16 protein-coding genes and 1 pseudogene are annotated in these 14,133 nt (G+C 71.4%); 12 read left to right on the top strand and 5 right to left on the bottom strand.

All coding sequences use genetic code 11. The features are described 5' to 3' along the window. The 7 genes from sbnB (at nucleotide 1) to OG870_RS13440 (ending at nucleotide 5,376) form a co-directional block, all read left to right on the top strand. A complete protein-coding gene (gene sbnB / locus OG870_RS13470; RefSeq protein WP_327690893.1) occupies nucleotides 1-1,005 on the top strand; it encodes a 2,3-diaminopropionate biosynthesis protein SbnB in 1,005 nt (334 codons plus the stop codon). Continuing rightward, nucleotides 1,002-1,613, top strand: coding sequence for a TIGR00730 family Rossman fold protein (locus OG870_RS13465; protein WP_266513258.1), 612 nt, complete (start codon nucleotides 1,002-1,004; stop codon nucleotides 1,611-1,613). Before sbnB ends, OG870_RS13465 begins: the two co-directional genes overlap by 4 nt. Further along, nucleotides 1,610-2,539: an ornithine carbamoyltransferase gene (locus tag OG870_RS13460; protein ID WP_327690892.1), complete on the top strand. Its 930-nt coding sequence runs from the start codon at nucleotides 1,610-1,612 to the stop codon at nucleotides 2,537-2,539. The genes OG870_RS13465 and OG870_RS13460 overlap by 4 nt, the downstream gene beginning before the upstream one ends. Nucleotides 2,540-2,696: 157 nt before the next feature. Further along, nucleotides 2,697-2,840, top strand: coding sequence for a lasso RiPP family leader peptide-containing protein (locus OG870_RS13455; protein ID WP_266513253.1), 144 nt, complete (start codon nucleotides 2,697-2,699; stop codon nucleotides 2,838-2,840). Nucleotides 2,841-2,861: 21 nt separating this feature from the next. Then, nucleotides 2,862-4,676 (top strand): asparagine synthase-related protein, encoded by a 1,815-nt coding sequence (locus OG870_RS13450; RefSeq protein WP_327690891.1) that lies wholly within the window; start codon nucleotides 2,862-2,864, stop codon nucleotides 4,674-4,676. A gap of 5 nt (nucleotides 4,677-4,681) precedes the next feature. After that, nucleotides 4,682-4,939: a lasso peptide biosynthesis PqqD family chaperone gene (locus OG870_RS13445; RefSeq protein WP_266923821.1), complete on the top strand. Its 258-nt coding sequence runs from the start codon at nucleotides 4,682-4,684 to the stop codon at nucleotides 4,937-4,939. Then, nucleotides 4,936-5,376 carry a lasso peptide biosynthesis B2 protein gene (locus OG870_RS13440; protein ID WP_266923819.1) on the top strand — a complete coding sequence of 147 codons (441 nt, stop codon included), beginning with the start codon at nucleotides 4,936-4,938 and terminating at the stop codon, nucleotides 5,374-5,376. The genes OG870_RS13445 and OG870_RS13440 overlap by 4 nt, the downstream gene beginning before the upstream one ends. A gap of 22 nt (nucleotides 5,377-5,398) precedes the next feature. Here OG870_RS13440 and OG870_RS13435 read toward each other — a convergent pair. The 3 genes and pseudogenes from OG870_RS13435 to OG870_RS13425 all read right to left on the bottom strand — a co-directional run. Further along, a pseudogene (locus tag OG870_RS13435) lies at nucleotides 5,399-5,638 on the bottom strand (cytochrome P450); the annotation flags it as partial. 80 nt (nucleotides 5,639-5,718) lie between these two features. Next, nucleotides 5,719-6,045, bottom strand: a complete 327-nt coding sequence (locus OG870_RS13430; protein ID WP_266513241.1) for a MazG-like family protein — start codon at nucleotides 6,043-6,045, stop codon at nucleotides 5,719-5,721. A 22-nt stretch (nucleotides 6,046-6,067) separates the two neighbouring features. Next, on the bottom strand, nucleotides 6,068-6,634 hold the full coding sequence (locus tag OG870_RS13425; RefSeq protein ID WP_266923817.1) for a DoxX family membrane protein: 567 nt from the start codon (nucleotides 6,632-6,634) through the stop codon (nucleotides 6,068-6,070). A 139-nt stretch (nucleotides 6,635-6,773) separates the two neighbouring features. Between OG870_RS13425 and OG870_RS13420 the strand changes: the two genes are divergently transcribed. From OG870_RS13420 to OG870_RS13410, 3 genes are all read left to right on the top strand, one after another. Next, nucleotides 6,774-7,100 (top strand): nuclear transport factor 2 family protein, encoded by a 327-nt coding sequence (locus tag OG870_RS13420; protein ID WP_266513235.1) that lies wholly within the window; start codon nucleotides 6,774-6,776, stop codon nucleotides 7,098-7,100. A 56-nt stretch (nucleotides 7,101-7,156) separates the two neighbouring features. Beyond that, nucleotides 7,157-8,137, top strand: a complete 981-nt coding sequence (locus OG870_RS13415) for an aldo/keto reductase (protein ID WP_327690890.1) — start codon at nucleotides 7,157-7,159, stop codon at nucleotides 8,135-8,137. A gap of 93 nt (nucleotides 8,138-8,230) precedes the next feature. Then, on the top strand, nucleotides 8,231-9,379 hold the full coding sequence (locus OG870_RS13410; RefSeq protein WP_327690889.1) for a D-alanyl-D-alanine carboxypeptidase family protein: 1,149 nt from the start codon (nucleotides 8,231-8,233) through the stop codon (nucleotides 9,377-9,379). Between the two features lie 260 nt (nucleotides 9,380-9,639). Here OG870_RS13410 and OG870_RS13405 read toward each other — a convergent pair whose 3' ends face one another. Together OG870_RS13405 and OG870_RS13400 are read right to left on the bottom strand one after the other, a co-directional pair. Continuing rightward, complete coding sequence (locus OG870_RS13405) at nucleotides 9,640-10,437, bottom strand: SDR family oxidoreductase (protein ID WP_327692301.1); 798 nt, start codon at nucleotides 10,435-10,437, stop codon at nucleotides 9,640-9,642. Between the two features lie 65 nt (nucleotides 10,438-10,502). Then, nucleotides 10,503-11,525 carry a Gfo/Idh/MocA family protein gene (locus tag OG870_RS13400; protein ID WP_327690888.1) on the bottom strand — a complete coding sequence of 341 codons (1,023 nt, stop codon included), beginning with the start codon at nucleotides 11,523-11,525 and terminating at the stop codon, nucleotides 10,503-10,505. Between the two features lie 118 nt (nucleotides 11,526-11,643). Here OG870_RS13400 and OG870_RS13395 point away from each other — a divergent pair, with 118 nt between their 5' ends. Both OG870_RS13395 and OG870_RS13390 read left to right on the top strand, forming a co-directional pair. Beyond that, nucleotides 11,644-12,939: a multidrug effflux MFS transporter gene (locus OG870_RS13395; RefSeq protein ID WP_327690887.1), complete on the top strand. Its 1,296-nt coding sequence runs from the start codon at nucleotides 11,644-11,646 to the stop codon at nucleotides 12,937-12,939. After that, complete coding sequence (locus OG870_RS13390; protein WP_266513222.1) at nucleotides 12,891-14,066, top strand: serine hydrolase domain-containing protein; 1,176 nt, start codon at nucleotides 12,891-12,893, stop codon at nucleotides 14,064-14,066. Before OG870_RS13395 ends, OG870_RS13390 begins: the two co-directional genes overlap by 49 nt. The last annotated feature ends 67 nt before the right edge of the window (nucleotides 14,067-14,133 follow it).

The raw sequence follows: 14,133 nt of genomic DNA, 5'->3' as shown, positions 1-14,133 counted from the left end.
ATGCTCATCATTCGACAGCGCGAGGTGCGGGAGATCCTCGACGGTCGCGAGCACGATCTGATCGACCTCGTCGGTGAGGCGTACGCGGCACACGCACAGGGCGCTTCGGTGCTGCCGCATTCGGTCTTTCTGCGGTTCCCCGACGACGTGCGCAAACGCATCATCGGGCTGCCCGGCTATCTGGGCGGCGCGCACGAGAGCGCGGGGGTCAAGTGGATCGCCTCCTTCCCCGGCAACCTCGACGTGGGGCTGGAACGGGCCAGCGCGGTGATGGTGCTCAACTCGCCGCGCACCGGCCGGGCGCAGGCCCTGCTCGAAGCGTCGCTGATCTCCGCCAAGCGCACCGCCGCGAGTGCCGCGCTGGGCGCCGCGCTGCTGGTCCCCGCGCCCGAGCGAGTGCGCGGAGTCGGCCTGGTCGGAGCCGGCGTGATCAACGCGGAGATCCTCGCCTTCCTCGCCGCCAAGCTGCCCGCACTGGCCGAGGTGACCGTCTTCGACCAGGACGCCGAGCGGGCGCGGTCGTTCATCGTGAAGGCCGCGGGGCGCCTGCCGGAACTGCGGTACACGATTGCCGCGACGATCAGCGAGGCTCTCGGCGCCCACGAACTGGTCTCGCTGGCCACCACGGCGGCGTCCCCGCACACCGGACTTGAGGCATGCCAACCGGGCGCGACGGTGCTGCACATCTCGCTGCGCGACATCCACCCCGACGCGATTCGCGGTGCGCACAACGTCGTCGACGACACCGACCACGTACTGCGCGAGAAGACCTCGCTGGATCTGGCCCGGCAGGAGGCGGGAAACCAGGACTTCGTCGACGCCCAGATCGGTGACCTGCTGACCAAGCGAACACAGCTGCGGCGTGATCCCGGCCGCGTCGCGGTCTACTCGCCGTTCGGACTCGGGGTGCTCGACCTCGCCGTGGCCCGGCTCGTCTTCGACAGTGCCCGGGAACGCGGATCGGGAGTGGCCGTGACCGACTTCCTCGACGGGACCGACTCGTGACCGAGGTGTCCGCGCAGACTGCCCGTCACACCCGGGGCATCGGCGTCTTCTGCGGCTCCAGAGCGGGGACCAGGCCCCAGTACACGGACGTCGCGGCCGAGTTCGGAGCGGCGCTCGTCGGCCGGGGCGTCGGGCTCGTGTACGGAGCCGGTGGCGTCGGCGTGATGGGCGCACTGGCCAACGGAGCCGTCGACGCGGGCGCGCGGGTGACCGGAGTGATCCCGCACGAGCTGTTCGACCGGGAGCATCCCGACCGGGTCGGCGCGGAGCTCTTCATCGTCCGCTCCATGCACCAGCGCAAGGCCCTCATGTACCGGCTGGCGTCGGCGTTCGCGGTACTGCCCGGCGGGTTCGGCACCCTCGACGAGCTGATGGAGGTGGTCACCTGGAACCGGCTGAACCTCCATGAGAAACCCGTGGTGTTGCTCAATGTCGACGGCTTCTTCGATCCGCTGACCGCGCTGCTCGACCACCTGCACGCGGAGGGCTTCATCACCGCGTCCGAGCGGGCGCTCGTGCAGGTCGCCCAGGACTGCGAGCAGGCGCTGGACCTGCTCGGCCAGGCCCCCAGGGTCCCCGTTGCGACAGGTTTGGAAGGCCCCGCATGAGACATCTGATATCGCTCGACGACCTCAGCGACGCCGATCTGGAGGCGATCGCTGCCCGCGGCGTCCAGTTCCGCCATGACCTCGCCGCCGCGGGCAAACCGCTGGACGGCCAGATCGTCGGCACCTATTTCCGCAAGACGTCGACACGGACCCGCACCGCCTTCTCGGCGGCGGCACTGCGGCTGGGCGCCCAGGTGCTCGCCTACGGGCCCGGGGACCTGCAGCTGAACACCGGCGAGTCCATCGCCGACACCGGGCGCGTATTCTCCGGCATGCTCGACCTGCTGGTGGCCCGCACCGCCGGCGACCCGCAGGAGCTGCGCGAGTTCGCGGCGCCCGGCGGCATGTCGGTGGTCAACGCGATGACAACCGACGAGCACCCCACCCAGGCGTTGGCGGATCTGACGACGCTGCTCGACAAGTTCTCGACCGTCGAGGATCTGCGCGTGCTCTACGTCGGCGAGGGCAACAACAGCGCGGTCGCGCTGGCCCTCGCGCTCAGCCGGTTCTCCGGCGTCCGCCTCGAACTGCGCACGCCGCCCGGATACGGCCTCCCCGACGGCGTACTAGCCAGGGCCGAGCGGCAGGCCGAGAAGCACGGCGCGACGGTGCTGGAGCGGAGCGAGCCGCCGGCCGCGGGCGCGGCCGGGCAGTTCGACGTGGTGTACACGACGCGCTGGCAGACCACCGGCACCTCCAAGCCGGATCCGCACTGGGGCGAGGTCTTCGCCCCGTTCCAGGTCGACGAGCGGCTGTGGGACGGCGGAGCGGACGCGCTGTTCATGCATGATCTGCCGGCCCATCGCGGCGAGGAGGTCAGCGCGCAGGTGCTCGACGGAGAGCGGTCGATCGCCTTCGAGCAGGCCGAGAACAAGATGCACAGCGCGATGGCCGTCCTGGAGTGGGTCCGTTCCGAACGGCCGTGAGACCGGCGCGGTCGCGGCGCGGCAGAGGCCGCGGGGACTCCGCACGGTTCAGGACGTGGCCTCGCCGGATCGAGAAGGCCGTGATCAGCGCCTGAAGCCGTGCGGCAGGCGGGCCCTCCAGCCGAGAGCCCGTTCGTCTACAAGGAGGAATGAAGCCATGGAAAACAACACCGTGCGCGACCAGCAGGACGTTGCCGAGAGCTACGAGCCGCCGGCGCTGGTGGCCGTCGGGGAGTTCTCCGAGGACACGCTCGGGTTCGGCAGCGACCACACCGACGTGCTGGGCAAGCAGGGCTGGTAGGGCCCGTCGAGGTCCGATGACATGAGCAAGGGGTTTGTCGTCCTTCCGGACGCACCAGGAATCCACGTCACCGACGCCCCAGGGCCGTTCAACAGCCCGAACGTGATCGAACATCCCTCGGGGCGGCCGTGGTTGGTGGGCGAATGGGATCCGGACGAGATCCTTGAGGCGACGGCATCCCCCATGAGGGTGGTGGTGATCGGGTTCTGCCCGGTCACCACCACCCGCCTCGCCGACCACTGCCGACGGATCCGGACGCTGTCCGAGGCCGCCGCCCTGGTGACGGAGCTGCCGGGCAGTTTTCATCTGGTGGCCGCAGCCGGCCCCGCGATCCATGTCTACGGCAGTCTGTCCGGCCTGCGGCAGGTCTTTCACGCACGGGCGGGCCACCTGCCGGTCGCTTCCGACCGGGCCGACGTGCTCGCCATTATGACGGGGGCCGGCGTCGACGAGAAGGCGTTGGCTGCCCGGCTGGTGTGCGGGGGCCTGCTCCCACCGCCACTGTCCGACAGGAGCGTCTGGGCCGGCGTGAGCACGGTGCCGCACGACCACCGCCTTGTGCTGGAGCCCCACGGAACGGCAGAAGAACGCTGGTGGCACCCGCCGGAGCCTGACATCCCGCTGCTCGAAGGTGCCGCACACCTCAGAGACGCATTGGTGACCGCGACGGACGGCCGCCGAGCCGGCAGCGGATCACTGGGCGCGGACCTCTCGGGTGGCATGGATTCGACATCTCTGTGTTTCCTCGCGGCACGACACACGCCCGACCTGCTGACCTTCCGATGGGGCGAGGCCGAAGCCGGCAACGACGACGCCTATTTCGCCGGAGAGTCCGCGCGTTGGCTCCCCGAGGCCCGCCATGTCGTCGCAGGGCAGCACGAACTGCCCCCGGTGTTCGCACATCCCGACGCAGCGGCGGACGGCGAGCGCCCCTACCCGTTCTCGCGCACCCTGGCACGCGTGCGCTACTCCGCCCACCTGCTCGCCGAACACGGCGTTCGCCGGCACATCGCGGGGCACGGAGGGGACGAGCTGTTCGGCCGGGCCCCCGGCTATCTGTACCGCCTGGCCCGCCGCCACCCGGCGATCGCACTACGGCACCTGCGGGGTTACCGCGCACTGCACCGATGGCCGTGGGACGGAGTCGTCCACCAGCTCAAGCGCCGGGGCGACGTGCGGGACTGGTGGCTCGGGCAGGCCGCGGAACTGACGCGTCCGGCACCGCCGCGCCGCACTCCCTCCCTGGACTGGGGACTCGCATCGCTGCGTGCTCCGGCATGGGCCACCGACGAGGCGGTCGACGCCGCGCGAGAAGCTCTCCGGGACACCGCCCAGCACGCTCAGCCCTTCGCTCATGACCGCGGACAGCACCAGTTCCTCACCGCACTGCGGACGACCGCGCCGGCCTATCGCCAGGTGGCCCGCCTGTACGAGGAATCAGGCGTGCGCCTGCACCAGCCGTACCTCGACAACCAGGTCGTGGAAGCGGCCCTGGCCGTGCGTCTCCATGAGCGGGTCACCCCACGGCGCTACAAGCCGCTGCTGGCCACCTCCATGCGCGGCCTCGTCCCGGACGTCGTACTCGACCGCACCACGAAGGGAGAATTCAGCGCCGACCTGCGAGCCGGACGAAAACGCAACCTCACAGCGCTTCTTGAACTGTTCTCCGACTCGGTCCTGAGCGACATGGGGCTGATCTCCACCGGAGTGCTGCGCAGCCAACTCCTGACTCCGCACGCCGGCATCTCCACCGACATAGCGGTCGAGGACCTGATCGGCCTCGAGGTCTGGGCCCGCGCCGCCAGGCAGCTTCCACCGACCCCTGGGAGACGATGATGCCCATGCGTCTGCACCCCGACGTGGTGATGGCCGAAACCGACGACGGCGCCGTCCTTCTCCACCAACGCACCGGCCGCTACTGGCAGCTCAACCGCACCGGTGTGCTCGTACTCCACAGCCTGCTCGACGACCAGTCGGACGAGCGCGCCGCGCATGCGCTGGTCGAGCGGCACCGGATCGTCCTGGCGCACGCCCACCGTGACGTCTCGGCGGTGGTGGCCCAACTGCAGGCGGCCGAACTCCTCTTGGACGTCACATGAGCGCCCCCTTGGCTCTGCCCGAGCAAAGCGGCCTTCCGCCTCATCGCCGCCTGGCACCGTTGCTCGCGGTCGCCGCGGCCCGTGTGCTCGCCTCCCGCAGGCCGGCCCGGTTGCGGTCGGTTCTTGAGTTCCTCCGCCGGGGCGCGCCGCCCGCCACGGCGGATCAGGCCCTGCAGGCCCGACAGGCGATCGTCTCCGTAAGTCTGCGCTGCGCGGGCCAGGCCTGTCTGCAGCGGTCGATAGCGGTGGCCCTCCTGTGCAGGTTCCGCGGGGTGTGGCCCACGTGGTGCACCGGAGTCCGCACCAGTCCTTTCGCGGCCCACGCCTGGATCGAGGTCGCCGGCCTGCCTGTCGGTGAGCCGGTCCCGGCGGGCCACTACCGCCCCTTGCTGGTGGTCCCTCCGGTCGGCCGGCGAGGCGCGCCAGAAAGCTGCTGAAGATCTTTGTGTCAGGCGAGCGACCCCAGTCGATGAGCTGCTGGTTGTCCTCCGGCGGGACGTCCAGGAGACGGGCCAGGACGTTGATGGGGAAGTCCGCGGAGACGTCGGCCACGAAGTCGAAGCTTCCCTTCGCCAGCGCCGCGTCCAGCGTCTTCGCGGTCAGGCCCCGCAGGAAGTCGCTGTAGCTGTTGATGACGCTCGCCCCGAACTGCCGCTGGATCACGCTGCGCAGCGCGCGGTGGCGGCCGCCGTCCATCTCAGCATGTCGGATCTCGGATGTCGTTCGGATCCAAATTGTACGACCCCGCAGACGACGGCCACGAGGACCGACCTGGATCCTCAGTGGCCGGCGGACGGCCCGAGGGAGCGTGCGGTGACCCGCTCCAGATGGCGGGTGAACACCTCACGGGTGTCGGGGGTGAGAGTGCGCAGGGCGACCAGGGCGGTGATCACGACATCGCAGAGCTCGCCCTCGACGTCCTCCCAGGTGTGGGTCACGCCCTTGCGCGGGTTCTGCCCGGTCGCGCCGATGACCGCCTGCGCGACCTCGCCGACCTCCTCCGACAGCTTGAGCATGCGCAGCAGCAGGCCCTCCCGGCCGCCGTGCGCACGGTTCTCGTCCAGCCAGGTCCACAGGTCGTCGACAGATTCCCAGAGGTCGGTCATGGGCGCAGCCTGCCCACCCCGGTCACTCCCTGAACAGCGCTTCCTCCTCCTCGAACAGGGCCTCCTGGTCGTCCTTCTTCTCATCCCGCAGCCTCTTGTTGCGCGCGCCCACGACCAGCGCCGTGACCGCGGCCGTCGCGCCGAGTGCCGTCGGGACCATCCAGCCGCGGTCCAGGACATGGCCGAGCGCGTGGTCGAGCGAGAGGCGGCCGGGGCCGGTGACCGCGAGGCCGGTGGCGGCCAGGGCCAGGGTCGCCGCGTACTCGTAGCCGCCCTCCATGTTGAAGAAGCCGTTGGGGGCGTGCACCGCCGACGCTCCCGCCATCGCGCCGGCCGCCGCGGCGCCCGCCGCCGGGGTCGCCAGACCCAGCGCCAGCAGCGCGCCGCCGCCGGTCTCCGCCAAGCCCGCCGCGGTCGCGCTCGCCCGGCCGGGCGCATAGCCGACGGACTCCATGAACTGGCCGGTCCCCTCGATGCCGTGTCCGCCGAACCAGCCGAACAGCTTCTGCGCGCCGTGTGCCGCCAGCACACCGCCGGTACCCAGCCGGAGCAGCAGCAGCCCCAGATCACGCCGGTCGTAAGAGGTCATGGTTTCTCCTGGAGCAACTGGAACGAGTCGGCAGGAAACAGTCCCCTCCGCCTTCCACCGTCGCACCTCTCGCGCCGCCGTACCCGCCCGCGCCGCCGTACGGGTGGCGGGTCCCGGCGGGTGGTGTGAGTCTGCTGGCATGACGATTCAGCCCGCCAGACTCAGCGACCCGGCCGTCCGCGCCTTCGTCACCGCCGTCAACGCCCATGACCGCTCGGGCTTCCTGGCCCTTCTCACGGAGAACGCGACCATGGCGGACGACGGCTCCGACCGCGATCTGAACGAGTGGATCGACCGGGAGATCTTCTCCTCCAACGGTCACCTGGACGTCGACAACGAGTCGCAGGGCGGCCGTGCCCTCCTCGCCCACTACCGCAACGACACCTGGGGCGAGATGCAGACCCGGTGGAGCTTCCAGGTCGAGGACGACGGCAGGATCTCCCGCTTCGAGACCGGGCAGGCGTAAGCGGCGCGACCCGGCTCTTGTCTTCGTGTGCGCTCCAGCTTCTAACGTCCTCACCCATGGAGACGAACAGGACTCTCGGACGCAGCGGCATGGACGTAAGCGCGCTCGGCTTCGGCTGCTGGGCCATCGGCGGCGAGTGGCAGGCGGCCGACGGGCAGCCGCTCGGCTGGGGCAAGGTCGACGACGACGAGTCCGTACGGGCGGTCCGCCGCGCCCTCGACCTCGGCGTGACCTTCTTCGACACGGCGGACACCTACGGCGCCGGGCACAGCGAGCGGATCCTCGGGCGCGCCCTCGGCAGGCGCCGCGACGACGTCGTGCTCGCCACCAAGTGGGGCAACGTCTTCGACGAGGAGACCCGCACCCTCACCGGCAGCGACGACTCCCCGGCGTACGCCCGCCGCGCGCTGACCGCGTCCCTGAAGCGCCTGGGCACCGGTCACATCGATCTCTACCAGCTGCACCTCAGCGACCTCGACCCGGCGCGCGCGGCCGAACTCCGGGACGCCTGCGAGGAGTTCGTGCGGGAGGGGCTGATCCGCTCCTACGGCTGGAGCACGGACGACCCGGCCCGTGCCGCCGTGTTCGCGCAGGGGGAGCACGGCACGGCCGTACAGCACGCGCTCAATGTCCTGCAGGACGCGCCGGACATGCTCGCGCTGTGCGAGGAGTCGGGACTCGCGAGCGTCAACCGCAGTCCGCTCGCGATGGGGCTGCTGGCGGGCAAGCGCCAGGGAAGCGCGGATGCCGGGGACATCCGCAGCAGGCCGCCGGCCTGGCTCCAGGGCTTCGGGGACGGCGCGGGCGTCGACCCGCGGTGGCTCTCCCGCGTCGACGCGCTCAACGAGATCCTCACCAGTGACGGCCGGACCCTCGCGCAGGGCTCCCTCGCCTGGCTGTGGGCACGCAGCCCGCACACGATCCCGATCCCCGGGTTCCGCTCGGTCTCCCAGGCCGAACAGAACGCCGGCGCGATCGCCAAGGGCCCGCTCGCCGCCGGGCAGTTGGCCGAGATCGACCGGCTGCTCGGGCGGTGAAGGGTTCCCGCGGGGGGCAGCGCCCAACGGCCCTGGTCGCCGTACGGGCGTACTGCCAGGAAGCCCCTGTTGGGTGCGGTGTACGGTCCCGGAATGCGCGATTCTTCTCCGCTCACACGGCGTGCCGCTCTCGGCCTGACCGCCGTCGCCGTTCCGCTCGCCGCGGCGACTCCCGCTGCCGCCGCGGCCACCGTCGTCGGCGGTGCGCGACTTGCCCGCGCGGGAATTCAAGTGAGCGGCGTCACAGGTCTGCCCGGGAAACTCACCGCGAGCGCCTGGCTCGTCGCCGACTGCGACAGCGGAGAGGTGCTCGCTTCCAATGCCGCGCACCGGCGCCTGGCCCCCGCCTCCACGCTGAAGATGCTGTTCGCCGACACCGTGCTGAAGAAGTTCGACCGCACCGAGCGGTACACGGTGACCGAGGCCGACCTGGCCGACATCCCGGCCGGCTCCAGCCTCGTCGGGGTCAAGCCCGGGATCACGTACACCGTCGAGCAGCTGTGGCAGGGCGTCTTCCTGCGCTCCGGCAACGACGCCGTGCACGTCCTCGCCCACATGAACGGCGGGGTGGCGAGGACGGTCGCCGAGATGCAGGCCAAGGCCGAGGACCTGCAGGCCCTGGACACCCATGTCGTCAGCCCCGACGGCTTCGACCACAAGGGCCAGCTGTCCTCGGCCTACGACCTCACCCTGTTCGCCCGGCACGGACTGAAGAACGCCGACTTCCGCGCGTACTGCCACACCAGGACCGCGAACTTCCCGGCCGGCGGCAAGAAGACCTTCCAGATCCAGAACACCGACCGCCTGCTCACGGGCGCGTGGGGCGTGAAGACGTACGACGGACTGATCGGGGTCAAGAATGGTTTCACCAGCAACGCCGGCAACACCTTCACCGGTGCCGCCACCCGCGGCGGGCGGACTCTTCTTGTCACCGTGATGCATCCGAAGAGCGGCTACAACGCCGTGTACGAGGAGACGGCCGCGCTGCTCGACTGGGGCTTCACGAAGGGGAGTTCGGCGCGGGCGGTGGGCACGCTGGTCGAGCCGCTGAGCGAGGGCGGGGCGAAGGTGACGCCGAGCCACGGGACGGTCCAGGCGGCGGCCGGCGCTGCGGGCGCCGGGTCCGGCGGTCCCTCGGCCTGGCGGCTGCTGGAGGGCGCGGGCGGCACGGTCGCCGTGCTGGCCGGCGGGGTGTGGGCGCTGCGGCGGCGGGTCAAACGCGGGAGCCGGGCCGCCGACTGACGTGCACGGCGGCCGACCGACGTACACGGCAGCCGTTCCACGCACCGGTGCGTATCCCGCGGTCCCACGCGGAATCCACCCCCATCCGACGCGCTGGAACGGCTGCCGTTCCCCCCTCAGTTTGGTCTACGGAACTTCACTCCCCCAAGTGTGAAGCTCTTGTGGAGACGGTTTGAGCATAGGCCCGCGACCGGCAACAATCTCCGGAATCTCACATTCCGGTTGTGCAAGTTGAGGAGTGGAGGGGTCCGCGGGTGCGGTCAGCCGCGCCCCACGTACGGCATGGCGGTCGCCAACACCGTCGCGAACTGCACGTTCGCCTCCAGCGGCAGCTCGGCCATGTGCCGCACCGTGCGCGCCACATCGGCGACGTCCATCACGGGCTCGACCGCGACCTCGCCGTTGGCCTGCAGTGCCCCGGTCTGCATCCGCGCGGTCATGTCGGTCGCCGCGTTGCCGATGTCGATCTGCCCGACCGCGATGTCGTACGCCCGCCCGTCCAGCGACAGCGACTTGGTCAGGCCGGTCAGCGCGTGCTTGGTCGCCGTGTAGGCGACGGAGAGCGGCCGGGGCGTATGGGCAGAAATGGACCCGTTGTTGATGATCCGTCCGCCCTGTGGGTCCTGTTCCTTCATCTGCCGGTAGGCCGCCTGCGCGCACAGGAACGCCCCGTTGAGGTTGGTGTCCACCACATGCCGCCAGGCGTCGTACGGCAGTTCCTCGACCGGCACCCCGCCGGGACCGAACGTCCCCGCGTTGTTGAACAGCAGGTCGACCCGGCCGAAGCGGTCGACGGCGGCGGCGAACAACGCGGCCACGTCGTCCGGCTGCGAGACATCCGTCCGTACGGGGAGACCGGCCCCGTCGGGCACCAGCGCCGCCGTCTCCTCCAGCGTCCCGAGGCGCCGTCCCGCCAGCGCCACCGACCAGCCCGCACCCAGCAGCTCCACGGCGACCGCCCGTCCGATGCCGGAGCCGGCGCCGGTCACCACCGCGATCCTCGACCGCTTCGCCGTCTGCTCGGTCTGCTCGGTCCGTTCCGTCTGCTGAGTCCGCATGGCATCCATGGCCTGGAGCGTAGGCGAGGGCAGCCATGCCGTGACCGAGGCGGGGGAGCAGGGGCTCAAGCGGTCGTGGCGGCCTCTTCCAGGTCCTCTCCCGGGTAGCGGACGCCGATACGGTCCCGGATCGCGTCCAGCGTCCGCATCACCGCGAGGGTGCCGTCGAGCGGGACCAGCGGCGACTCGGTCTCACCGGCCCGCAGCGCGCGCATCACCTCCCGCGCCTCGTGCCGCAGACTGCTGCGCGGTCCGTCCGCCGGATCGGCCACGAACTCCTCGGGGTCCCGGCCGTCCCGGTGCAGCACGAAACGGTCCGGGAAGAAGAAGCCGTACGGGATGTCGATACGGCCCCGCGAGCCGGTGACCGACGCCGAGGTCGCCGTACCGCCGACGATCGAGCAGTGCACCGAGGCGAGCGCACCGCTGTCGAAGGAGAGCAGCGCGCCCGTCTGGAGGTCGACGCCCTCCTCGGAGAGGGTCGCCCGCGCCGCCACGTCGGCCGGCTCACCGAGCAGCAGCTGCGCGAACGACACCGGGTACACGCCGAGGTCCAGCAGCGAGCCCCCGCCCTGCGCGGGATCGCGCAGCCGGTGCGAGGGCGGGAACGGACCGGCGAGCCCGAAGTCGGCCTGCACGCTGCGGACTTCACCGATAGCGCCGTCGTCGACGAGATCCTTCAGGCGCCGTACGAGGGGATTGCAGTACATCCACATCGCCTCCATCAGGAAGCTCCCGCGCCCCCGCGCCAGCGCGACCAGCTCCTCGGCCTCGCGCGCGTTGAGCGTGAACGCCTTCTCGCAGAGCACGTTGCGCCCGGCCTGAAGGCACAGGCCCGCCGCCGCCCGGTGCGCCGAGTGCGGGGTGGCGACGTAGACGACGTCGATGTCCGCGTCCTCGGCGAGCGCGGCCCAGTCGCCGTACGCCCGCTCGATCCCGAACCGTTCCGCGAACGCCTTCGCCGACGCCTCGGTCCGCGAGGCCACCGCGACGACCTCCGCGTCCGGGAGGTCCACCAGGTCCGCCGTGAACGCGGCGGCGATCCCGCCGGTCGCCAGGATCCCCCACCGCACGCTTTCCGCCGTCATCACGGACCCCGCCCTCGCTCATGTGGCCTTCGGCACTGTGTACGAGCTGAGAGCATAGGTGGCCGGGGGTCCGGGGGCTGCCCCCGGGAAAATGCGGCGCTCGGAAAGGGAGGGGCACATGGCCGAGCAGGGGGCCTCGACACCACACAGGGAACAGGCGGCCGGACCGGAAGGGGAACCGGCCGCCCCCGCTGTGCGCCGCACCGGTCTGCTCGTCACCCTGATCCTCGGCGGCCTCACCGCCACGCCCCCGCTGGCGATGGACATGTACCTCCCCTCGCTCCCGGAGGTCACCAGGTCCCTGCACGCACCCGCCGCCACCGTCCAGCTCACCCTCACCGCCTGTCTGCTCGGCATGGCGCTCGGACAGCTGGTGGCCGGGCCGATGAGCGACCGGTGGGGCCGCCGGCGCCCGCTGCTGGTCGGGCTCGTCGCCTACGTCGTGTCGACCGTGCTGTGCGCGGTCGCGCCCACCGTCGAGTTCCTGGTCGCCTTCCGGCTCGCGCAGGGCCTGGCGGGCGCGGCGGGGATCGTCATCGCGCGGGCCGTGGTCCGCGACCTGTACGACGGCGTCGCGATGGCCCGCTTCTTCTCCACCCTCATGCTGATCGGCGGGGTCGCCCCCGTCGTCGCGCCGCTGATCGGCGGACAGATCCTGCGGGTGACGGACTGGCGGGGCGTCTTCGTGGTGCTCACCGTCGTCGGGACGGTGCTGACCGGCTTCGTGTGGACGAAGCTGCCCGAGACCCTCCCCGTGCGCGAGCGGCACGGCGGGGGAGTCGGCGAGGCCCTGCACGCGATGCGGCGCCTGCTCGCCGACCTGCCCTTCACCGGCTTCATGCTCACGGGCGGCTTCGCGTTCGCGGCGCTCTTCGCCTACATATCGGCCTCGCCCTTCGTGATCCAGGAGATCTACGGCGCCTCCCCGCAGACCTTCAGCCTGCTGTTCGGCCTCAATTCGGTCGGGCTGGTCGCGGTCGGCCAGTTCAACGGGAAGGTGCTGGTCGGGCGGGTGAGCCTGGAGAAGGTGATGGGCGCGGGCCTGGCCGTCGTCATCGCCGCCGCGACCGCCCTGCTGCTGATGTCCACCGGCGTCCTCGGCACGGTCGGCCTCGTGCCCGTCGCCGTCGCCCTGTTCGTCCTGATGTCCGCGATGGGCGTGACCCTGCCCAACGCCCAGGCGCTCGCCCTGATGCGCACCAAGCACGCCGCGGGCTCCGCGTCCGCGCTGCTCGGCACGTCCTCGTTCCTCATCGGCGCCGTCGCCTCCCCGCTCGTCGGGATCGCCGGCGAGCACACCGCCGTCCCGATGGCCGTCGTCCAACTGGCCGCTGCACTGGTGGCACTGGCCTGCTTCGTGGGACTGTGCCGTCCTTGGAACAGGCGTGCGAGCGAAGAGGGAGCAGAGAGCTGAGCGCACCGAGACTGCGCAGGGACACCCCCGAACGGGCCGGACTCGACCCCGGAGAACTCCGGCACCTCGTCCAGAAGGTCCGGGACCTCAGCGCCGGGGAGCACCCCTGGGCCGCGGGCACCGTCGTGGTCGCCGGGCGCGGACCGGTGATCGCCGTCGAGGACGCGGCGGGCTGGGCCGTGCGGTACGCGGCCTACGACGCCGAGACCGACCGCGGCATCGAGCTGCCCGCCGAGGCGCGGGTCCCGATGACCGTGGACACGCCCTTCGACCTGGCCTCCCTCACCAAGCTGTTCACCGCGGTCGCCGCCGTGCAGCAGATCGAGCGCGGCACGCTCGGCATCGACGCCCGGGTCGGCGCCTACCTCCCCGAGTTCCGCGCGGCCGTCCGGCACCGCATCACCGTACGGGAGCTGCTCACCCACACCTCCGGGCTGCGCCCCGAACTCCCGCTGTACGACTGCGCCGACGACACCGAGCGGCTGGTGAAGCTGCGTGCGGAGGAACCCGTGGGCGTACCCGGTACCTACACCTACTCCGATCTCAACCTCCTGCTGCTCCAGTTCGTCCTGGAACGGATCACCGGCCGCACGCTGGACGTCCTGATCAACGACGGGATCACCCGGCCGCTGGGCATGCTGTCCACCGACTTCGGGCCCTGCCCCGGCGCGGCGGCCACGGAGGACCAGCGGCGGCCCTGGGCCAAGGTGGACCGGGGGATGGTGCGGGGCGTCGTCCACGACGAGAACGCGTGGGCGCTCGGGGGGATCGCCGGCCACGCAGGCATGTTCTCCACCGGGCGGGACCTGGCCGTGTTCTGTCGGACGCTGCTCGCCGGCGGCTCCCACGGCCCCGCCCGCATCCTCGGCTCCGACTTCGTGGAACTGCTGCTGACCCCGCCGGGGCTGGGCTTCGCCGTCGACCAGCCGTGGTTCATGGGCGAGCTGGCGGGGCGGGGAGCGGCGGGGCACACGGGGTTCACGGGGACGTCGCTGGTACTGGACCCCGCGACGGACACGTTTCTGGTGCTGCTGGCGAACACGGTGCATCCGCGGCGGCGGGCGGCGGACAGCAAGCCGAGGGCGGCTGCGGCGACGAGGGTGGCGCGCGCCGTGCGGCCGGCATGACGCGGTGGGTGGTGCGGGCCGTTGCCGGGGGCTGCCGCCCCCGGACCCCCGCTTCGGCCTGAACGGC

Origin of the sequence: Streptomyces sp. NBC_00461, assembly GCF_036013935.1 — a bacterium.
Classification (GTDB): Bacteria; Actinomycetota; Actinomycetes; order Streptomycetales; family Streptomycetaceae; genus Streptomyces.
This window is presented reverse-complemented; position numbering and strand designations above follow the sequence as displayed.